The 19686-nt window shown below is 67.0% G+C and carries 15 protein-coding genes and 3 pseudogenes; 12 read left to right on the top strand and 6 right to left on the bottom strand.

Annotated features, from left to right (window positions below; all coding sequences use genetic code 11):
• Window positions 1-301: 301 nt before the first annotated feature.
• The 3 genes from ACZ5K7_RS35585 to ACZ5K7_RS35575 all read left to right on the top strand — a co-directional run bounded on the left by ACZ5K7_RS35585 (window position 302) and on the right by ACZ5K7_RS35575 (window position 3639).
• A complete protein-coding gene (locus ACZ5K7_RS35585; protein ID WP_468920182.1) occupies window positions 302-520 on the top strand; it encodes a hypothetical protein in 219 nt (72 codons plus the stop codon).
• 1312 nt (window positions 521-1832) lie between these two features.
• Complete coding sequence (locus tag ACZ5K7_RS35580; RefSeq protein ID WP_468920179.1) at window positions 1833-2843, top strand: AvrD family protein; 1011 nt, start codon at window positions 1833-1835, stop codon at window positions 2841-2843.
• Window positions 2844-2874: 31 nt separating this feature from the next.
• Window positions 2875-3639 carry an ATP/GTP-binding protein gene (locus ACZ5K7_RS35575; RefSeq protein ID WP_468920176.1) on the top strand — a complete coding sequence of 255 codons (765 nt, stop codon included), beginning with the start codon at window positions 2875-2877 and terminating at the stop codon, window positions 3637-3639.
• A 97-nt stretch (window positions 3640-3736) separates the two neighbouring features.
• Here the strand turns inward: ACZ5K7_RS35575 and ACZ5K7_RS35570 are convergent, their stop codons facing one another.
• Together ACZ5K7_RS35570 and ACZ5K7_RS35565 are read right to left on the bottom strand one after the other, a co-directional pair.
• Entirely contained in the window at window positions 3737-4288 is a 552-nt protein-coding gene (locus tag ACZ5K7_RS35570) for a MarR family winged helix-turn-helix transcriptional regulator (protein ID WP_468920174.1), read from the bottom strand.
• Between the two features lie 129 nt (window positions 4289-4417).
• A complete protein-coding gene (locus ACZ5K7_RS35565) occupies window positions 4418-6028 on the bottom strand; it encodes an MFS transporter (protein WP_468920346.1) in 1611 nt (536 codons plus the stop codon).
• Window positions 6029-6280: 252 nt separating this feature from the next.
• Here ACZ5K7_RS35565 and ACZ5K7_RS35560 point away from each other — a divergent pair, with 252 nt between their 5' ends.
• The gene (locus tag ACZ5K7_RS35560; protein ID WP_468920172.1) at window positions 6281-7258 is read left to right on the top strand and encodes a recombinase family protein; all 978 of its coding nucleotides are present in this window, start codon (window positions 6281-6283) and stop codon (window positions 7256-7258) included.
• Between the two features lie 198 nt (window positions 7259-7456).
• Window positions 7457-7678, top strand: a pseudogene (locus tag ACZ5K7_RS35555) (helix-turn-helix domain-containing protein); the annotation flags it as partial.
• Between the two features lie 168 nt (window positions 7679-7846).
• Here ACZ5K7_RS35555 and ACZ5K7_RS35550 read toward each other — a convergent pair.
• Window positions 7847-8773 (bottom strand): LysR family transcriptional regulator, encoded by a 927-nt coding sequence (locus ACZ5K7_RS35550; RefSeq protein WP_468920169.1) that lies wholly within the window; start codon window positions 8771-8773, stop codon window positions 7847-7849.
• A 155-nt stretch (window positions 8774-8928) separates the two neighbouring features.
• Between ACZ5K7_RS35550 and ACZ5K7_RS35545 the strand changes: the two are divergent.
• Window positions 8929-9479, top strand: a pseudogene (locus tag ACZ5K7_RS35545) (SDR family NAD(P)-dependent oxidoreductase); the annotation flags it as partial.
• A 7-nt stretch (window positions 9480-9486) separates the two neighbouring features.
• Window positions 9487-9754, top strand: a pseudogene (locus ACZ5K7_RS35540) (IS110 family transposase); the annotation flags it as partial.
• 383 nt (window positions 9755-10137) lie between these two features.
• Here the strand turns inward: ACZ5K7_RS35540 and ACZ5K7_RS35535 are convergent.
• Window positions 10138-10902, bottom strand: a complete 765-nt coding sequence (locus ACZ5K7_RS35535; protein ID WP_468920166.1) for a transposase family protein — start codon at window positions 10900-10902, stop codon at window positions 10138-10140.
• Window positions 10903-11197: 295 nt separating this feature from the next.
• Here ACZ5K7_RS35535 and ACZ5K7_RS35530 point away from each other — a divergent pair, with 295 nt between their 5' ends.
• A complete protein-coding gene (locus ACZ5K7_RS35530) occupies window positions 11198-11533 on the top strand; it encodes a hypothetical protein (RefSeq protein ID WP_468920163.1) in 336 nt (111 codons plus the stop codon).
• 105 nt (window positions 11534-11638) lie between these two features.
• Window positions 11639-12166 carry an AAA family ATPase gene (locus ACZ5K7_RS35525; protein ID WP_468920343.1) on the top strand — a complete coding sequence of 176 codons (528 nt, stop codon included), beginning with the start codon at window positions 11639-11641 and terminating at the stop codon, window positions 12164-12166.
• On the opposite strand, the gene ACZ5K7_RS35520 is transcribed toward ACZ5K7_RS35525, so the two are convergent.
• Window positions 12163-13842, bottom strand: a complete 1680-nt coding sequence (locus ACZ5K7_RS35520) for an ISAzo13 family transposase (protein WP_468920161.1) — start codon at window positions 13840-13842, stop codon at window positions 12163-12165. The genes ACZ5K7_RS35525 and ACZ5K7_RS35520 overlap by 4 nt on opposite strands.
• 263 nt (window positions 13843-14105) lie before the next feature.
• Between ACZ5K7_RS35520 and ACZ5K7_RS35515 the strand changes: the two genes are divergently transcribed.
• The 3 genes from ACZ5K7_RS35515 to ACZ5K7_RS35505 all read left to right on the top strand — a co-directional run bounded on the left by ACZ5K7_RS35515 (window position 14106) and on the right by ACZ5K7_RS35505 (window position 18915).
• The gene (locus ACZ5K7_RS35515; RefSeq protein WP_468920159.1) at window positions 14106-14561 is read left to right on the top strand and encodes a hypothetical protein; all 456 of its coding nucleotides are present in this window, start codon (window positions 14106-14108) and stop codon (window positions 14559-14561) included.
• Window positions 14562-14825: 264 nt separating this feature from the next.
• Window positions 14826-17546 (top strand): tetratricopeptide repeat protein, encoded by a 2721-nt coding sequence (locus tag ACZ5K7_RS35510; protein ID WP_468920157.1) that lies wholly within the window; start codon window positions 14826-14828, stop codon window positions 17544-17546.
• A 772-nt stretch (window positions 17547-18318) separates the two neighbouring features.
• The gene (locus ACZ5K7_RS35505) at window positions 18319-18915 is read left to right on the top strand and encodes a hypothetical protein (RefSeq protein ID WP_468920155.1); all 597 of its coding nucleotides are present in this window, start codon (window positions 18319-18321) and stop codon (window positions 18913-18915) included.
• 156 nt (window positions 18916-19071) lie between these two features.
• Here ACZ5K7_RS35505 and ACZ5K7_RS35500 read toward each other — a convergent pair whose 3' ends face one another.
• Window positions 19072-19242, bottom strand: coding sequence for a hypothetical protein (locus tag ACZ5K7_RS35500; RefSeq protein ID WP_468920152.1), 171 nt, complete (start codon window positions 19240-19242; stop codon window positions 19072-19074).
• Between the last annotated feature and the right edge of the window lie 444 nt (window positions 19243-19686).

Below are 19686 nucleotides of genomic sequence, written 5' to 3'. Positions count from 1 at the left end.
TGTGGGACGGGTGGTTGCTGGGGGCGTGGGCTGATTACTGAGGTGCTGCACGTGATGCGGTGTCCCGACAAGGTCCGGGACTCGGCCGGGGTGAAACCGCCGGCGGTGGACGTGTCGGACGCGGAGGTCGACGAGGCCGTGACGCTGATCGAGCGGATGAGTACCGGCCGCCTGGAGGGCCCCGACTTCGTCGACCACTACACCGAGGCGCTGAAGAAGGTGATCGACGCGAAGACGGGAGGACCGCGAGTTGCCAGAGGCGCCGGAGCCGGAGAAGCCGGCGGGCAAGGTAATCGATCTGATGGCGGCCCTGCAGGAGTCCGTGGACAAGGCGAAGACCTCCCGCGGCGAGGACACCGGCACCGAGGAGCAGGTCCACGAGATGCCCGCGAAAAAGCAGACCGCGAAGACCCCGGCGAAGAAGACGACCCCGAAGAAGACCGCGGCGACGAAGAAGACGGCCTCCAAGACGGCGACGGCCAAGAAGGCCACCACCCGCAAACCCCGCCGCAGCGCGTAGCCGTACACAGCGCAAGGCCCGCGTGCCACGTTCGCCGTGATAGCCGTGCTGGTCGTCACCGCTTATGCCGTACCTGGCCTTGCCCTCCGCCGGGGGATCTGCCGCGCGGTTCGCCAGCCGCTGCGTGGTCTGCCTGGAGCGTGAAGAGCTGACGCGGGGGCCGTGTGGGGGTTATGGCCCCGTTGGCGGACCTGTCCACTGTTGCTTCATCCGTTCGGATTACGGGGTCTGTTACGTACTTTCGTGGACCGGTCCGTCGGCCGCCGCCGGCGCAGCCTGGCGGCGTGGATCGACGCGTCTGCCGCCCATACGGAATCGATGACCGACAGGCCATCAATTCGTAATGCTCATCGCATACATGTGTCTTTCAGGTGAGAGTAACTGAAATATCCGTGATTCGTCACATGATTCGTGTTTCACGCTGGTCGTGTTTGTGGGCGGCCAGGGTGTGGGTGCGCGAGTGTTCGGCCCCGAGAAGGGGGCCCTCGTGTCCGTATCTGTGATCGCTCGTTGTCTGACCGGACATGAACAGCCGCCTGGACCTGGAGCTCTCGGCTGCGGTGACAGTGCCTGGCCCACGCAGCCCGCAGAGCGAGGCCTCAGCTACAAGGTGACAAGCTACTGCCGAATGGTCGTAGAGCCCGGGAAAGTGCGCCGAGAGGCGCGTCGGTAGGCATCGGCCGTGGCAGCCGATGCCGGATAGCCGAGGCGAGGGCGTGGATCAACTCGGGGTTGCGGCGCCAGCGCCCAAAGGCTGCTCGATCTCCGCGGCCGGGAACGGCGTCTGCTTGCTCTCGGTGAACAGACGGCGGAAGAAGGAGTCCACGACGACGGTAGGACGTGCGTGCCGGTCGATGGTGGCCGTGATCTCGGGCGGGACGTCGTCAGGTCGCCGGCCCGCGATCATTGTTGGGCGTGACCTTCGCGTTCGTTGCGCGCGTGGGGGGCGCGTGCGGGCCCTGAGAGGCCTTCTGTGCGTGGCGCCACACCGTCGAGACGCGCCGAGGCCCTGCTCGCCGTGCTGGACCAGGTTGACGACGCCCGCGAGATCCTCGGTGCCGCCCTGCGCGCGAGCAGAAGGCGACCAGGTGCCAGCTCCAACCAGTTGGCCGAACGGGTCCGTGGCTCCGGCGGCGTCGGTATAGCCCGGAGCATCCGGTTCGTACCGTCTGCGCTCAGCGAAGTGACGAGTGTCACGTCATGCGAGTAAGCACGAATCTTGCGCGCTCCACGCCGTGCCGATGGTCAAATACCTAACGGTTATGTATGTGGCCCACGGCGATCGGATGAGTAAGTGACAAAGTTAACCCATATGTCCGATATTAGCTATCGGAGCATAGAGGACATTCTCGGCCCCACCTCCCAGCGGTACTTCGGCGAGGGACTGACCAAAGTCGAACAAAAGCTGTGCGCCATCACTTTCGGGGCGGACGGATCGGTACAGGCCACGGGAGACATTTCGTATCCGAAGGACTGGTCGACCAAGCGCTCCACCGGTGAACTGCGTCCGCATCTGAGCAGCATCGACGCGGTAGTTCTCGCCGCGCAGTTGGCCGAGTGCTACCTGAGCCGCGTGTACGGCCTGAATGCCGATCAGCGCTCGCGGGCGTGGATCCGCTCCGTCGAGGCCCGGGCGGCCAGTGAACCGACTCTGGACCTTTCCGCGATCCCGGTCAGCGGCCGGGTGGTCGGGAGCGCAGAGCAGAGGAATTCGCTGGGTGACGAGGTGACATCATTCGACTGCCGCGTGGGGTCGATAAAGGTCCGGATGCAGGTTGAGCACGAATCCGGGAGTCTGCTGGAGCAGCCCGCAGCATTCGAGTCCGCGGCCGAAATCTTGGGTACTTTATGGAACCCGTACTACGGAGAGGGGCACAAATCTGCGATCCGCGTGATTGAGCGTGTGCGCCTCTCCCCGGAGAACGGTAGGGCACAGGGGCTCGCAACTGTCTTCCCCGCCATGCCTGGAGACATCGTATGCGGGCTTGGGTCCCAGTACCTGCCGACGCTGTCGATCGTGGACAGCATTGTTATAGCGGCTCAAGTGGCGCAGGCCCTCCTCTACGAGGTGGACGGTGTCTCACGCGAAGACACCTCCACCCTGTGGATGCGTCGATTTTCGGCAGAGCAGAAGACGCCGTACCAACCGATCCATAACCCGTTCATCTGCGCTCTGTCGACAGCGTCCTCCCGGCTTCGGGAAATGCGTGGCGCCAAGTGGCGCATGGCGGACCTGGACGCCCGCCTGCTGGGTGTCGAAGGCTCGTTCTCACTGGCTCATGCCCTGCCTGCAGCAGCGGGAACCGCCAACGTAGTCAGCTGACCCAGACACCCTCCACAGACAGGAAAATGAAGTGACCATCAGGCTCGCAGTATCCGGGACCTATTCAACGGGTAAGTCCACGACCACGGAAGCCCTGTCCGTCGCCACCGGCATACCCCGCACTCACGCCCTGACGGCCCGAGAGCTCATTCAGGGTATCGCTCCGGGAAAACAGCTCGAAGAACTTTCAGCGAGTGAGCTCATCGCTCTGGGACTGCGCCGACTCGAAGAACGGATTCACCACGAGGCGCTCCAGCAGGGATCATTCGTATCGGACGGGTCAGTAATCCATGAGTGGATCTATGGCGTCGGCCGAATGCAAGCCGGGATCAATCCCGGTGCTGGAGTGGCGCTGAGGACCGTGAAAAAGGCGGTAGGGCTCCCCTACCGGAGTTTCTACAAGCAGTACATGAATGCGTATGGAATCGTCGTCAAGGCAAGAGCTAAAAAGACGTATGACGCGTATATACACTTGCCCGTGGAGTTTCCACTTCGATCCGACGGTCATCGGCCCGTTTCGGAGTCGTTTCGCCATCTCTCGGACACACTGCTGATCGAGACCCTCGACGAACTCGACATCCCGTATCACGTTATCGGCGGAAGCGTTGCCGAGCGCATTGAGAAGATCGTGCAGATCTTTGACCTCCCGCTCGTGATGCCGGTGGCTGAGGCCGCCGAGATAGCGCAGGAAAGAGTGAGGAAGGCCACCGAGCTCCTTGAAGCGGACGCACGCGCCCACTCAGCTAAACGGTCCAATTCTCTCACTCGGCGAATAAAGTACGCCCTCAGGTACTAACTAACCGGGCGAGTCCAGTGGCACTCAGCTCCGTGTGAGACACGGCAGCAGTCCATCCCGGTTGCCGCATGTGTGACGAGGGCTGGGTGTGCGACGCTCAGTCACAAGCGATGACCCGGGGCCACCGGTCGGCTAGCGCTCGGCCGAGGATCGCGTTCAGCCGGACGCGATCCTCGGCCGGAAGCCCGGAGAGAAAGCGCCGCTCCACTTCGTCCACAGCACGCGATGCCGTCTCCAGCACTTCACGTCCACTCTCCGACAGATGAAGGATGTACCGGCGCCGGTCATGTGGGTTGCGCCGCCGCTCCACATGGGCGTTCTGCTCCATTTCGTCTATCACGGCCACCACGGTTGTGGGGTCCAGGTTGAGCAGTTTTGCCAAATCCTGCTGCGATAGTTTTTCATTGCTGCCCAGTACGGCCAGGATGTAGTAATATCGCAAACGCAGTCCATTGGATTTCAGGGCCTTTTCGGCATCTTGAATGAGTAGCCCTCCGGCTTTCTGCAGTAGATAGCCTGTGCTCTGCGCAAGCGGGAATTCGAATTCTTCGGGCGTGCGGTCGGCTGGATCCAGTGGATTATCCATAATCATTCCTTGAAGTGCTGTGCGGAAATCATCTGACGGCGATTGCGTGCGATTCTTACGCATTCAGCAAGCATGTCAGCCGAAGACAAGACTTCGCTTCGGCTGCGCGGCTGCGGGGGAACGGGCGTCCCCGTTCCCCCGCAGCCGCGTGTTGCAGGAGTTGCATGGAGCGAAGTCACTCCACGAGCGGTCTCAGAGCGCGCTCTCGTGCAGATCCCGTCGGCGGATGAAACCGAAGGCCACGAGCGCGCCCACGAGCGCGACTGCGGAACACACCATCATTACGTCGCTCAAGCCGTGTGCGAAGGCGGTACGGGCCGCGAGAGCCACGTGAGCCGCCGTCTCCCGCCCCTGTGTCTGCGAGGCGAGGTGGGCACCGCCGCCGGCGGCGACAGCGTCGCCGGCGTGGCCGCCCAGAGCACGGCCGGCGGCCGAAACATCGAAAAGATGACTGACACGGGCCTGAAAGAATGCTCCAAGCGCCGCGATGCCCACTGCGGTGCCCACCTGCTGGAACGTCTCACCTATACCGGAGGCCATTCCCGCTTTGGAGGGTTCGACGACGGCGATGGAAAGAGAAGCGCGAGGCGGATTGAACAGCCCCATTCCCAGTCCGGTGACGATCATGCTCGGAAGGAGCGCCGTCCATCGATCGTTCGGGCCCACCAGGGTAACCAGCCAGAGCCCGACAGCGATGGAAAGCAGCGAACCCCCCACCAGGACACGCGGTGGCACCTTAGCTGTCAAACCGCCAGCTATGGCTGCCGCCACAAAAAGGGTCAGCGTCAGCGGCAGGAAACGAACGCCCGCCCCCCATGGCGAGAACCCCAGGACGTTCTGCACATAGGAAATCTCCAGGAAAATCGCAGACATGGTAGCTGCCGCGCATAGAACGGTGGCGGCAGAGAGGGCGTCGAACGTCACATTGCGAAACAGAGGCATGTCCAGCATCGCCCCATCGCCGAGCCGACGCTCGATCACGAAGAAAACAACGAGAAGTACGACCGCCCCGGCAAACATACCCACGATGGGCCCACTTCCCCAGCCTTCGTCCTCCCCCCGCAAGAATCCCAGGACCAGCAACCCCAGTGCCGCACAGAACGTAGCGACCCCTCCCCAGTCGACCGGCCGGGGACTGGCCTCACGTGACTCACGCATCCGCAACTGGGTGACAGTCAGGGCGAGAATGCCGACGGGCACATTGATCAGGAAGATGTACCGCCAGTCCAGAGCGGTGAGCGCACCACCCACCAGAGGGCCGAAGGCTATTGCGAGGCCAACCACTCCACCGAAAACCCCGAACGCCTTGCCACGGTCTTTGCCGTGATACTCCTGCCCGATCAGTGCCGGTCCAACAGCGAAGAGCACCGCGCCCCCGACTCCCTGGACACCGCGCGCGGCCGACAATATGCCCACGTTGGGAGCGATCCCACAGGCCAACGAAGCGACGATGAAAATCACGAAGCCTATGACGAAAACACGTTTGCGGCCCATTTTATCCGCCAATGATCCCGCCGTCAGCAAAAACACCGCCAGCCCCAGGGCGTAGGCGTCGAGAACCCACTGAAGAGCAGGGAAGGACGAGTGGAACGACGCCCGTACGTCAGGTAGAGCAACATTGACGACCGTGAGGTCAAGCATGAGCATGAATGTCGCAATGGAGACACACGCCAGTGTCCAGCCGCGACCAGGCCGGGCCGACAGATCCTGGCCGGCCGGGGAACCCTCGGGTGGCAATGCATCACCCGGCCGTGTCTCCTCCGGGCTACGCGTCTCGGGACGCGTGGGCAGATCCTCCCGCATCAAGTGCTGCTCCAATCATCGGTGTTGTAGATCGTCGTAGATACCATCGGTCTCGTACCCTAGCGGTCGACACGCGTCTTGACGATCTGTCATGTCTGCGGAGATGTCTCATAAACGACCCTTTGCCCGAGCAAGATCAAGAACAAGGCGCCGGGGCCTTTGGTGATCGCGGATCAGTTCTCAAAACCCGTTCTCACTCAAAAGCAGGACGGACCCTCTTCTGAGACTTGCATTGTGCGAAAATCCAGGGTCATGACGGACCCTCACGACTTCTCCGCATCCGGCCTGTCGGACGCGGACGATGTCGAACGCCGACCCTGCCCGAAGTGCGGCGCACAGCCGGGCTCGCCATGCCGCTCGCGCTCCGGTGCGGTCGCCTCCGCCTACCACACTGGCCGCTTCACCAAGGTGCCCCGGCTCGCCAAACTCCTACGGGTGCCCACCCCCGCCGACCGCACCCCCGGACAGCCGTGGCGGCCCGGCACCCCGCCGCCGGCTCCCATCGACCCGGACGTGCCGGGCGCGGACATCCGCATCGGGTACGCGAGATGCTCGCACCGCAGCCAGGAACTCGACTCACAGCTCGACGCGCTCACCCAGCACGGCATCCCGCGGGACAAAATCTTCAGCGAGAAGATCAGCACCCGTATCCGCGTACGCCCGCAGTTCGAGGAGGCGCTCAAGACCGCGCGGGAGATCAAGGCTCACGCCCCGCACTGCCGTGTGATCTTCACGGTGTACGAGATGAAGAGGCTGGGGCGAGACGCAGCAGAGCTGACCGCTCTCGCGGACCATCTGACCGCGCACGGCCTGGTCCTGGAGATGCTCGCCGGGCCGCTGCCGGGGTTGTACGACCCCAGCGGCCCAGGCAAACTGCTGTTCGCGTTCTTCGCGGCGATGGCGGAGACCGAGCGGGAGAACATTCGGGAGTCGACGCTCGAAAGGCTCGACACCGCAGCCCGCAAGGGCAAGTACGGCGGCCGGCCCCCGGTCATCACCGACGACATGCTGCACACCGTCCTCCGCCGCAGGGCCCTTGGCGAGTCCGTCGAGCAGATCCAGCCCGATCTGATCATCCCCACGGGCAAGCGCAAGGGACAGCACCCCTCCGTGGCGAGCGTCTACCGGGCCCTGGCCGAGCACGCCAAGCGCGAGGCGTATCCCGAGGCCGTCGAGGCGGCCCACGCTGACTTCGCCGCCCTTCAGCAGTGCGACCGCAGCAACGTGTAGTTACTCAGAGCTACACGCCACCTGGCCGTAGCTACACGAGAACAGGGCCGTGACGGTTACCCTGGCGCCCTGGCGATCGCCCGCCTGTCCGGCATCGAGGCGCGGGTCCTGCACAACGCCTGTGGCACGGCACCGACATCGGCACTGTTCATGCGGACCCGCGGGCGATCCGCGCGGCGGTAGGACGCCGACCGGGAGCGGCTGCGCGAGCGCGGTTTGCTGGACGAGGCAGGGAATCTCACGCAGGCGGGCCCGACCCTGCGCGGCGAGGCCGAGGTGCTCACCGACCGACTTGATGCCGCTCCGTACGACCACCTCGGCCCGCCCGCGACCGCCCGGCTCACCGAACTGGCCGGCGGCTTCTCCGCAACCCTCAGAGCAGCGGGCGCCTTCCCTACGGCGCACTCCGGCAAGGGCTGAGGGCCGGGACCGTCCATCTCCCATACACCCGGAGCGGTTCAACGCGCCCTCTTGGCCGGTTGGCTCCGCCCGTGGCTGGCTGGGTGAGATGCCTGATAGCAGTACGTCCGCCGCCCCGTCGTTGTCGGACGCCACAGAGCCGTGCCTTGTGGTTACGGACCGGGCGGCTCAGGCCTCGCGGACGAGGAGGTTCTTGGCGGATTCGCGGAAGCGGGCGACGAGCGGGTTGGGGTCTGCGGAGCGGGTGGCGACCACCACCTGGCAGGGTTCGATTCCGTCGACGGGGACGGTGACGAGGTCGTCGCGGAGTGTGCGGCGCGGGTCGTCGGCCGGGACCAGGGCGATGGCCCGGCCGTCGGCGACGACTTCGAGTTTGTCCTCGAAGGTGTCGACGAGCAGGGGGCCGAGCGGTGCCGGGCTGCCGTCCGGTCGGGGATCGAGCCGCCAGAGACCCGTCCACCGTGCGGCCATACCGGCACAGGCCACGAGCGGTTCGTCGGTGAAGTCGGCCAAGGTCACCGACTCCTTGCCGGCGAGGCAGTGGGACGCGGACACGAGGAGCGCCCGGGGTTCGTCGTAGAGGGCGGTGACGTCCAGGCCGTCGTCCGGGATCGGGAGCGGCGTGCGCACGACGAGCGCGTCGACCCTGCCCTCGGGCAGGGCGCGGACTTCGTCCCAGTCCAGGTGGCGGGTGCGGACGTGGGCGTCGGGGTGACGGTGGCGCAGGTCCCGCACTGCGGGGGTGATGACCAGGTCGTCGACGTATCCGATGGTGATCGTGCGCGGCGGTGCGGCGGCCTGCGCGGTGAGCGCCGCCTGCCGTGCCGTGTGCAGGAGCGTCTGGGCCTGCGGGAGAAAGGCCGCACCGGCCGCGGTGAGGTGGCTTCCTTGAGTGGTGCGTTCCAGCAGGCGCACGCCGAGGGCGTCCTCCAGCTGCTGGATCTGGCGGCTCAAGGAGGGCTGCGCGACGTGCAACTCCGCGGCGGCACGGGTGAAGTTCAGATGCTCGGCGACGACCGTGAAGTGCCGCACCAGCCTCAGATCAAGATCAGAGGCTGTACGGGGTGTCGGTGAGGGCGGGGCTTCGTCGTGCATGGCAGCAGCTTACCCGTCATGCAGTTCCTGCATGGCGGGGTGGCAGAACGAGTCTTGGACGCACGCTCCAGACGGCTGTTGACTCGACGTCGTCCGGACGGTTCGACCGCTCGGATGACACCCCCAACCGTTTCCGCAGATGGAGTGTGTCCGACATGGGCAAGTACGAGGGCAAGAACGTAGTGATCACCGGTGGCAGCAGCGGTTTCGGCCTGGCCACCGCGCATCTGCTCGTGGACGAAGGAGTACGTGCGCTGATCACCGGACGCGACCAGGCTGCCCTGGACGCCGCGCGCGGCCAGCTCCGTGAGAGCGTGATCGCGGTTCGCAGCGACGCAGGTCCGCTGCCCGGCATCGAAGCGCTGGCCGACCGGTGAAGACCGAGTTCGGCACGGTCGACGCCCTGTTCGCCAACGCAGGCGTCAACGGCTCCGCGCCGTTCGAGGCGACCAGCGAAAAGCTCTTCGACCAGTTGCTTGCCATCAACGCCAAGGGCCCCTACTTCACGGTGCAGAAGCTCGCCCCGCTGCTGGCGGAGGGCGGCGGCGTAGTCTTCAGCACGTCCGTGGCGAACGTGCTGGGACTTCCGATGCTCAGCGCGTACGCGGCCGGCAAGGCGGCCGTGCGTTCCATGACCCGCAGCCTGGCCCGGGAGCTGCTTCCCCGCCAGATCCGCGTCAACGTGGTCAGCCCCGGTCCGATCGACGGCCGCGATCTGGGCCAGCATCGACGCTGGAAAGACCCACCATCATTGCGTCGCAATCGACGAGAGCCGCCGGCGGCTGCTGTCGCGACGCGTCGCCAACGACGAACCGGAACTGCTCGAGCTCCTCGCCGACGTCCTCATCCTGGGCGAGACGGTGACCTGGGGGCATTGACCTGGCCGACGGCGGTGCCGCCCTGGCCATCACGATCCTCCCCAACCACGACCAACCGGTGCACTACCTCTCCGGCCGGAAAGTGTTGCGCCCCCATCGCAGCAAGCCCATGGACGCACTGCTTGTCGAGCCGCTGCCTCGCGCCTAACCGGCATCCGCTTAGCCGCGTTCCGGCGTGGCAAGGGAACTGGGCCACGTTTAAGCCAAGGCGGGCAGCCACCACCTGCACGAGGTGCAGCCCGGGGTGAGGGGGGTCCGATCAGGTTCCTGGTGGCGAGGGCATGCCGCGGCGGTCGCAGGCTGGATGGCGTTCCTGACTCGTGCGACGGTCTGACGCTATCCGTTCAACATCGACTTGGGCGCCGGTGAGTGAGGTCCGGGCGCCCGCGGGTGCGGCGGGGAGTCCGATGCCGCCCCGGCCTGGTGGGGTACCAGGTACGCTCCCTCTCATGGGGAGATAAGGGGCATATTGAGCCTTTGCCAACCTCAGTTTGAGCAGGTCAGGTGGAGGGTGAGGATGGCTTGGACGTGGCTGGTGATTCGGGTGGTGCTGCAGCGGAGTTTCCGCAGCAGGCGCCAGGTCTTCAAGGTCGCCATGGCCTGCTCGCCGAGGGCCCGGATGCGGGCGTGCGCGGTGTTGACCGCGCGTTGACCTGCCGAGAGCCGGTCCCACCGGCCGCGGAAGGGCACCCGCACGGTGCCGCCCGCGCCCTGGTAGCCCTTGTCCGCCCAGCAGGCCAGGCCCCCCTCGGTGAGGGCGTCGATGATGCCGTGGGTTCGGGCGGCCTTGATGTTGTGCACGGCGCCGGGCAGGGCGGGTGAGGCCCACAGCAGCTTCCCGTGTGGATCGGCGATGACCTGCACGTTCATGCCGTGCTTCTTGTGTTTGCCGGAGTAGAAGGGCCGGTCGGCGGCGATCCGGTCGATCGGCAGCAGCGTCCCGTCCAGGATCACGAACGCCTTTGCCGAGGCGGCCGTCACCGCCGTGGCGAGGTTGGGCGCCTGCACCGCGAGCAGACCGACGGCTTCCGTGATGTACCGGTACACCGTGCTCACGCCCACCTCGAACCTGGCCGCGAGCTGCGCGTAGGTGTGCCCCAGGCGCAGGTGCGCCAGCACCAGCAGCGCCTGGCGGCCGGCGGACAGCCGGCGCCACCGAGTCCCGCACGCCGCCCGATGCGTGGCCAACCGGTCGGTCAGGAACCGCAGGTGCCGGGTGGACAGGTCGAGGGCAGACGGGTAGACAAGCACATGAAGCTCCTGGCGGCACGGGCGATCTTGGTCGTGAACCCGTCTACCAGGAGCTTCATCGCGTGCGCAGGCCAACCGGCTTATTCATCAACCAAGTTGGCCGTCGACATCATCGCTACGGACTCTGTATAGGCTGGTGCGCGTGGATGTGACGGGGTGTCTTGGGTGTGACCTTCTGACCGGGCGCCGGGAGTTGCCCGGGGGCGTCCTGCACGAGACCGCTGCTTGGGTGGTGAACCACGTCGTCGGTCCGATGAATCTCGGCACCTTGATCGTCGGTCCGCGGGAGCACGTCGTGGCCATCGCTGAGCTCGACGACACAGCAGCGGCGGAACTCGGCCCCTTGCTGCGCGATACCGCTCGTGTCGTGGAGACGTTGTGCCAGCCCGAGCAGACCTACGTCTGCATGTGGTCGCACGGCCGCGACGCGCGCAAGCACCTGCACATCGCGGTCCAGCCGGTGACCGCTGAGGTGCGGGCCCGCTACGGCGGGCTGCGCTCCGAGCAGCTCCAGGCTCGGATGCTGGCGGACGGTGACGAGCCGGACATCACGGAGGTCGAGCAGTTCTGCGAGCGGGCTCGCGAGCTGTTCCGAGCGATCACCGACAACAGCGCCGAAGACCGCAGCTGATCTCCGGTACCACGCCGACGTCACGACGCAGTCGGGCAACCATATGCGAGGAAGCACTGCAGTCTTCTCCATCACGCACCCTCAACGTGAGGTTGGAAAAGGCTCATTGTATCTGGGCGGGTCAGAGCCAAGGGTTTCAAGTCGCTGCTCGACATGAATGTTCCGTTGCGGCGCGGTGTGAACGTAGTGGTGGGTGAGAACAATGCGGGGAAGTCGAACTTCATCGATGCCCTGCGACTGCTGACCGACCTGCTGGACGGGCGGCGCAACCCCTGGTGGGCAGCCGACGACGTCCATCCCTGGGCTGAAGGCGTGGCCGAACTGACCGCTGTCTACGGGGCTGGAGCCCGCAGAGGCCGGCTCGCACCTGCATACCCTGGTCTCCGAGGCGGAGGAGACGGGCCTGCCGGACGGGCACCGTGCCCGCTATACCGCGCAGTTCGCCCGGCCGGACACCGATGCGCGGCCGCAGCGTCCGGTGTAGTTGGCGGGTCGGACGACCCGCCGCAAACCCAGTATCGAACTGGTGCTCGCCCGGCAGACCGCCTGCTGATCAACTACCAGCCGACCCGGCACGCCGACATGTCCTGGCCTCAATCGCGGACCGAGTCGTTAGGACCTGACGGAAATTAACGTGCTGGTTTGGTCTTTGCGGGGATGCTGTTGGCGAGGAACGCTCTGATGTCGGCAGGTGTGCGGAACCTGGCTGTTGAGGGTGGGACGGTGCGGCCGTGTTCGGCCAGGAGGGGCTGGACTTGGTGGATGGCTCTGGTGAGGGTGCTGCCGTTGACTCCGAAGAGTTGAGCCAGAAGGTCTCGGGTGCCGATTTTGCGTAGGTAGAGCACGGTGGCCAGCACTCTGTCGGAGGTGGTCAGCTTGTCTTGGCCGCCTGCCCCACGAGCACGGACTCGTTGACCTCCTCGCTGTTGGAACCGGGCCCGCTCAGGTAACTCCTCCAGTGAATGCGACAGTTGGCCGATGAGTTCATCCAGTGCAGGTTCGGGCATGCCAGTGAGTTCTGGACTGCGCAGATTCCCGGTGCAGGGCTGTGGGGACGAATTGCTGGCCGGCCGTGGGGCTTGGGCCGCAGTGATGTCGGGCCGAGGTCGCAGGGTGTAGTTCCAGTCGCCGTGGAAGCGGTGCCGGTGTATTGGCAGAGCGTCGATGTCGCTGTCAGTGACCTTGATGCCGGTGTCGTAGGTGCTGGGGTCGAGTTCGGCGTGGACGGTCAGCCCGGTGCGGGTGGTGGTCGCTGCAATGCTGGCAATGATTACATCGTGGCTGGTCAGCGGACGGCCCCGCCAGTTCATGGAGATGTGGGAAAACAGCCGGTGCTCGATCTTGTTCCACTTCGAGGTGCCCGGTGGCATGTGGCAGACGGTGATCTCGAGGCCGGTCTGGGCGGCCAGGGCGGCGAGTCCGGTTGTCCAGGCGCGGGTGCGGTAGCCGTTGGAGCCGCCTGCGTCCGCGGTGATCAGCAGGCGTTCGGCAGCGGGGTAGTCATGCCGGCCCCGGGCCCGCCACCATCGGCGGATGGAGGCGACCGCGAACGCTGCGGTGTCGTGATCAGTGCCGACGCTCACCCAGCCGGTATTCGCTGCGACGTCGTAGATTCCGTAGGGGATCGCCTTCCCCGGTCCTTGCCGGTCCAGGAAATCGTGCGTCTTGACCAGTACTGGCTCACCGGGCGGCCGCCACTGATGGCCTGCGTTCTTGTAGTCGCCGATCAGTTCTTTCTTCTTCGAGTCCACACTGATCACCGGCTGGCCGTCGGCCAGGTGTTCTTTGGCCTGCTCGTTGATGTAGCAGAACTGGGCGTCGCGGTCCGGGTGTTGCTTGCCCTCGAGGGTCTTGGCGCCTGCCTGCAGGCTGAAGCCCTCCTCGCGCAGCAGAACACCGACGGTGTCGGCACCGACTCTGTGTCCTTGCCGGGTGAGCTCCGCCGCCAGGCTCCTGGTCGACTTCACCGTCCACCGCAACGGCGACATCGGATCACCCCGCTCATCGGGTTCCACCAGTGCCAGCAGCGCAGGCCGCAGCCCAGGGTCAAGATCCACGGCCTTCTTCCGGCCACCGCCAGACCTGCGCACCCGGCTCAAAGGGTCCTCGCCGGCTTCCAGCTCGCCCACCCCTTTACGGACCGTCGCCTCGCTCACCCCGGCCGCCCGCGCAACCGCCCGAACACCTCCGCGCCCCACGATCCGGGCCTCGGCCCCCATCAACAGCCGCCGCTGCCGCTCGTCCAGATGCGGAAACAACACCTCGAACTTCACGGCCAGTTGATCACGAACTACACCAGACACACCCATGCCAGATCAACGATCGGAACCACGCGAAGCAACACGTTAATTTCCGGCAGGTCCTTAGCAGTCTTTGGCTGCTTTCAGGCCACTTGTATCGGCGGAGACATCACTGAACGCCGGGGTACCAGCCGCTGCGGGCTTGCCGCAGCGAGCGGTCCTAGCGCCTGGGGCTCGGCCTTATCGGGCTCTGGTGTACAAAGGCCGGTCAAGACCGGGATGTTGCTGCGATTGTGGTGGTGGACACGGATGGTTAGCACGGTAGGGACGGTATGGGACAGAACCTCAAGTGGGCAGTGGCGGGGCTGGCGACGGCGGCGGCTTTCGTTGTGCCGGCATGGCTGTGCGGGGCGGTGGTGCTGCCATCACTGCTGAAGGACCCCGCGATCCGCTGGTCTCTGGCCGTCGCGCTGGGCGCGGCCATGGCCTCACTGACGGTCCTGTGGGGCCACGGCTTCGCCACCCAGGGGCAGACGCTGTCCGGCCCGTCGGCGCAGGCCACGGCAGACCGCGCAGTCGCCATCGGGGGAAGCAACTCCGGCCCCCTCTCCACCGGCGACGCTCCGGTGCCCGCTCAGCCAGTGGTCGGGGGGCCTACTCCCACGCAGCCTGCAGCCCCATCGGCGCCGGGAACGGTGTCCGCGTCGGGGGAGCGTTCGATCGCCATCGGCGGGAACAACTCTGGGCCGATCTCCACCGGCGACCAGCCCGGCAGCGCGCGCCCGTGAAGTGGCTTTTGCGGCGACGCGGGGCGCAACCACAGCCGCAAGTCACCGGGCACGGCTCGAGGGCGGAGGCGAGTGCCGAGCGGGCCGTCGCGATCGGGGAGAGCAATTACGCGCCCGTGCTGACCGGGGACCATGCCCGGGCAGTCTCCCTGCCGCCGGAGGCGCTCCGGCCGGCCGCAGAGGTCGCGGCCCCGGCTGGGCTGGACACCCTCGCGGTGCGTCCGGGGCTGTTCGTCGGCCGCGTCCGCGAGCTGGAGCGGCTGGATGTGGCCCTCGCCGGTCCGGGCGGTGCGGGTGGTGCAGGCCATCCATGGGCTGGGCGGGATTGGCAAGAGCACTCTGGCCGCGCACTGGGCCGCCACGCGTCCGCATGGCCACGCCCCGATCCGGTGGATCACTGCCGACAGCCCCGTCGGCGTGCAGGAGGGACTAGCCGACCTGGCCCGGGCCCTGCAGCCAGCCCTGTCCCACGTCTTGCCGAACGAGGCGCTGGCGGAGTGGGCTCTGCAGTGGCTGGCCACTCACAGCGGCTGGCTGCTCATCTTGGACAACGTTAACGACCCCGCCGACATCGCCCCGCTCCTGGCCCGCGCCAGCACGGGGGGACGCTTCCTCATCACCAGCCGCCTTGCCACTCCCTGGCACACGATCCCCACCGTGGTACGCCTGGACGTCCTGGACGAGACCGAAGCCCTGAACTTGCTCACCCGCATCGCCACCGCAGCAGGCACCCGCGAACTGAACGGTGCCGCCGAACTGTGTGCCGAACTCGGCCACCTGCCCCTGGCCGTCGAACAGGTGGCCGCCTACCTGGCCCAGAGCCCGCTCACCACGCCACGCGCCTATCTGAGAATGCTCCAGCAGCATCCGGCGGTGGTGTATCGCCAAGGTGCCATCGGCATCACCCCGCCCGAGCGCACCATCGCCCGGATCTGGCGTATCACCCTAGACCAGATCAGTGACCGGGAGCCCCTGGCCGCGGACCTCCTGCGCCTCCTGGCTTGGTACGCACCCGACCAGATCCCCACCAGTGTCCTGGACGGCCTGGCCAACCCGCCCGCACTGCACGCCGCGCTCAGCCTCCTGACGGCCCACAGCATGGTCACACCCGACTCCACCACCGGCACCTTGGCCGTCCACCGGCTCGTCCAGGCCGTCGCCCGCACCCCCGACCCCAATGACCCCCACCGCACCCCCCATTTCGTCAACAAGGCCCGCACCCTCGCCACCACCCAACTGCACGCCACCCTGCCCGCTACCTGGGACACCCCTAAAACATGGCCCGCCTGGCGTGCCCTGCTCCCTCACATTGAAGCCCTGGCCGACGACGCACCCGCCGAAACCGACTTCGACGCCACCGCGAGCCTCGTCAGCCGCACCGGGCACTTCCTCCACGGCCAGGGCCAGTTCACCCGCGCTACCAGCCACTTCCAGCGCGCCCTCACCATCTTGGAACGGGTGCTGGGGGAAGACCATCCCGAGACCCTGGCCTCCCGCAGCAACCTCGCGTGCATCTACCTGTCGGCGGGGGATCTGGGCCGGGCCATTCCGCTGCTGGAGCAGACCCTCACCGACCGGCGTCGGGTGCTGGGCGACGACCACCCCGGGACCCTGACCACCCGCAGCAACCTCGCGGGCGCCTACCTGGCGGCGGGGGACGTGGGTCGGGCCATCCCGCTGTTCCAGCAGACCCTCGCCGGCATGATGCGGGTGCTGGGCGAAGACCACCCGGACACCCTGACCTCCCGCAACAACCTCGCGAGCGCCTACCTGTCGGCGGGGGATCTGGGCCGGGCCATTCCGCTGCTGGAGCAGACCCTCACCGACCGGCGTCGGGTGCTGGGGGAAGACCATCCCGAGACCCTGGCCTCCCGCAGCAACCTCGCGGGCGCCTACCTGTCGGCGGGGGATCTGGGCCGGGCCATTCCGCTGCTGGAGCAGACCCTCACCGACCGGCGTCGGGTGCTGGGCGACGACCACCCCGGGACCCTGACCACCCGCAGCAACCTCGCGGAGGCCTACCTGGCGGCGGGGGACGTGGGTCGGGCCATCCCGCTGTTCCAGCAGACCCTCGCCGGCATGATGCGGGTGCTGGGCGAAGACCACCCGGACACCCTGACCTCCCGCAACAACCTCGCGAGCGCCTATATCGCGGACGCCTGCCTGTCGGCGGGGGATCTGGGCCGGGCCATTCCGCTGCTGGAGCAGACCCTCACCGACTGCTTGCGGGTTCTGGTCCCCGACCATCCGCTGACAGGGAGAGTCCGTGGAAACCTCGCGGGCGCCTACCGGTTGGCGGGGGATCTGGGCCGGGCCATTCCGCTGCTGGAGCAGATCCTTACCGATCGGCTTCGGGTGCTGGGCGAAGACCACCCGGACACCCTGACCACCCGCAACAAACTCGCCCACGCCTACGTGTCGGCGGGGGATCTGGGCCGGGCCATTCCGCTGCTGGAGCAGATCCTTACCGACCGGCTTCGGGTGCTGGGCGAAGACCACCCGGACACCCTGACCACCCGCAACAAACTCGCCCACGCCTACGTGTCGGCGGAGGATCTGGGCCGGGCCATTCCGCTGCTGGAGCAGACCCTCACCGGCATGATGCGGGTGCTGGGCGAAGACCACCCCGAGACCCTGACCTCCCGCAACAACCTCGCTGTGGCCTACCTGTCGACGGGGGATCCGGGCCGAGCCATCCCGCTGCTGGAGCAGAACCTCACCGACCAGCTTCGGGCGCTGGACGACGACCACCCCGACACCCTGACCACCCGCAACAACATCGCAGCCGCCTACCTGGCGGCGGGGGATCCGGGCAGGGCCATTCCGCTGCTGGAGCGGACCCTCACCGACTGCTTGCGGGTTCTGGTCCGTGAACATCCGCTGACAAGGAGAGTCCGCGAGAAACTGGCCTCCGCCATCGCTGAATACGACGACGGCGGAGCCGGCGTCGACCAGCGGATCACGGGCGGTGCGATGCCCGAGTAAGTTGCCGCCGAGCTCGGCGGCAACCGCTCCACGCTGTACCGCGAGCTACGCAAGCCCTGCGAGAGGATCAGCCACGAAGGCTGATCAGTGGTCCAGGCGGATTCCAGGGGCCTCGCTGTGTTGTTGGAGGTTAGTGGGCGAGGGCGAGGGCGAGGGCGACGGTGATGGGCTGGTCGGGGCAGGCGGCGAGCTGCTCGGTGATTCGGTGAGGTCCTTGTCGGCCTTGGAGCGGTTGGAGGCCGCGATTATCCCGCTCTTCAGCTCTACCGCATGTGTGAAAAGTGCTGGGTTCCCGGGGCGTGGTGGTGGAGTGTGCAGGGGTGGGGGCCGGTACCCAGGAAGGGTCTGGAACGGGCTGTCGGTAAGGGTGGTGCTGGGTGCGGCCCGCCCTTTGACCTCAGGCCCCACCACCCGGCCGCGTGGATGGGAATGCCCAGCCACCCGCCCGCGTTACAGACAGCGTGGTTGTGAAGGGGACAGTGTCCCCGGGCCTCACCTATTGCCCATGAGGATGATCGTTCGGCTGAAGCCTCATGGAGCCTTTCGCCGCGTAGGCGACCACCCCTTCACGACCACGAGCACATACTGTGGCCCCAGCCCCAACGGCTGGGGCCACAGACGTGTCCACGATCCCGAGACCGTCCGCAGCTTCTGCAACTGTGCCCGGCAGTCCACGACGCTGAACGTGACCCCAAGCTCAATGCAGAGGTGGCGCCACACCGGCGACGGGTAGCTCATAGTGGACTGCTGCTATCGACTCCCTGAGGAACGGATGCCCGTGACAACTGCTGCCAGCGAGCCTTCCACCGAGCGTGTCCCCGGCCGGGTCTGGACGGTCCGTCTGACCGGGCATGCCGACCGGACCGCCACCGTCAGCTGCAGTACCGCGGCCTGCCGGATGCCGCCCCGTTCCAAAGACCTCGCCGGGCTAAGGGCGTTCGCCGCCCAGCACGCTGCCGCCCATGCCCGGGTGGCCACCGCCCACGCCAACGCCTGGTGTCACTGCGGCTCCACGCAGTGCGCCGCCCACCCGGACACGCCCGCTCACTGCGCGGGCGGTGTGGCGCTGGTCCTGCAGCACGATCCCCTCGTCGGCCGCGTCTGGACACTCCAAGAAGTCTGTCAGGCGTGCGCTCCACTGATCCCGAACGCCCGCATCCTGGCCCGCGCCGCCCAGCCTTCCGGCGTGAGCCGGCGCCGGGACGGGCAGGGGCCGGCGGCCCAGGTGCCGATGCCCGCACGACCGGGCATCCCCGGCGGATTCTCCTCACCCACGACTCAGCCGGCCGAGGGCCCGGCCCGGCAGTCCCGCCCTCCGCGCCGCACGCCCCGTCCCACCCAGCGCCGCGGCCAGGGACAGGGGCGCTGAACAAGGGCCGGTGGAGCCGGCCCGTGAAGCTGGGCATGACGGTGCGGCGGGGCCAGGCACTGCGCACGCGCGAGTGTGTAGTGCAGAGCGCCGGGTGCGTCAGCCGTCCCGGCACCTCGATGCCAGCGGCCACTGACGCCGGCGGACGCTTGGCCGTCAGGTCGCCGGCGGCTGGCTGGAGGGGGCGGGCTGGTCCAGCTGTTGCTGGCGGCGGCGCTGTTCGTTGCGATGATCTACGACGCGCTGGGTGAACAGCTTCAGCGCCTCGGCTTCTCGGTCCTCGCCGAACTCGCGGAACTTGTAGTAGCCGGTGAACATCGCGGCCACCGTGATGGCGAAGCTGATTCCGGTCAGGGTGATGCTCTGTCAGGTCAGCTAGTTCCCGGTGTCCAGGGCCGCGATCGTGGTCGTGTAGGCGGAACCGACCATGATGAGGGACTGCAGGCTGTTCTAGGCGGCGACACCGTCCGCCAGGCGCAGGTGCTGCCGCCCCTGTGCGCCGGGCCGTACACAGGCGGCAGCCGAACGAGGCCGGACCCGCCACACCACCGGCCGTCCGCCATGCCGCCTTCGGAGGCCCCTCCGGCAGCTTGCCGTCCCGCAGCCCAAAGGACGGCAGCGCCCGCGCCAGAACCCTCTCCTCCACCCCGCACAGCCGCGCCAGCACCTGCCGGCCGGCCGCGTTCAGCAGCACCTCCGCATTCCGCTCGCCCGGCCCCGGGTGCCGTGGCGGGTGGTTGCGCCACTGCCAGTACGAGCTCAGTGCTTGCG

Source organism: Streptomyces sp. NPDC031497, assembly GCF_055580905.1.
Note: the sequence above shows the minus strand (reverse complement) of the source record. Positions and strands in the feature narration are given on the sequence as shown.

Coding starts and splice junctions, on each gene's coding strand:
- ACZ5K7_RS35585 (WP_468920182.1), top strand. CDS start 302: ATGGCGGCCCTGCAGGAGTCCGTGGACAAGGCGAAGACCTCCCGCGGC.
- ACZ5K7_RS35580 (WP_468920179.1), top strand. CDS start 1,833: ATGTCCGATATTAGCTATCGGAGCATAGAGGACATTCTCGGCCCCACC.
- ACZ5K7_RS35570 (WP_468920174.1), bottom strand. CDS start 4,288: ATGCGTAAGAATCGCACGCAATCGCCGTCAGATGATTTCCGCACAGCA.
- ACZ5K7_RS35565 (WP_468920346.1), bottom strand. CDS start 6,028: ATGCGGGAGGATCTGCCCACGCGTCCCGAGACGCGTAGCCCGGAGGAG.
- ACZ5K7_RS35560 (WP_468920172.1), top strand. CDS start 6,281: ATGACGGACCCTCACGACTTCTCCGCATCCGGCCTGTCGGACGCGGAC.
- ACZ5K7_RS35550 (WP_468920169.1), bottom strand. CDS start 8,773: ATGCACGACGAAGCCCCGCCCTCACCGACACCCCGTACAGCCTCTGAT.
- ACZ5K7_RS35520 (WP_468920161.1), bottom strand. CDS start 13,842: ATGGGTGTGTCTGGTGTAGTTCGTGATCAACTGGCCGTGAAGTTCGAG.
- ACZ5K7_RS35515 (WP_468920159.1), top strand. CDS start 14,106: ATGGGACAGAACCTCAAGTGGGCAGTGGCGGGGCTGGCGACGGCGGCG.
- ACZ5K7_RS35510 (WP_468920157.1), top strand. CDS start 14,826: ATGTGGCCCTCGCCGGTCCGGGCGGTGCGGGTGGTGCAGGCCATCCAT.
- ACZ5K7_RS35505 (WP_468920155.1), top strand. CDS start 18,319: ATGCCCGTGACAACTGCTGCCAGCGAGCCTTCCACCGAGCGTGTCCCC.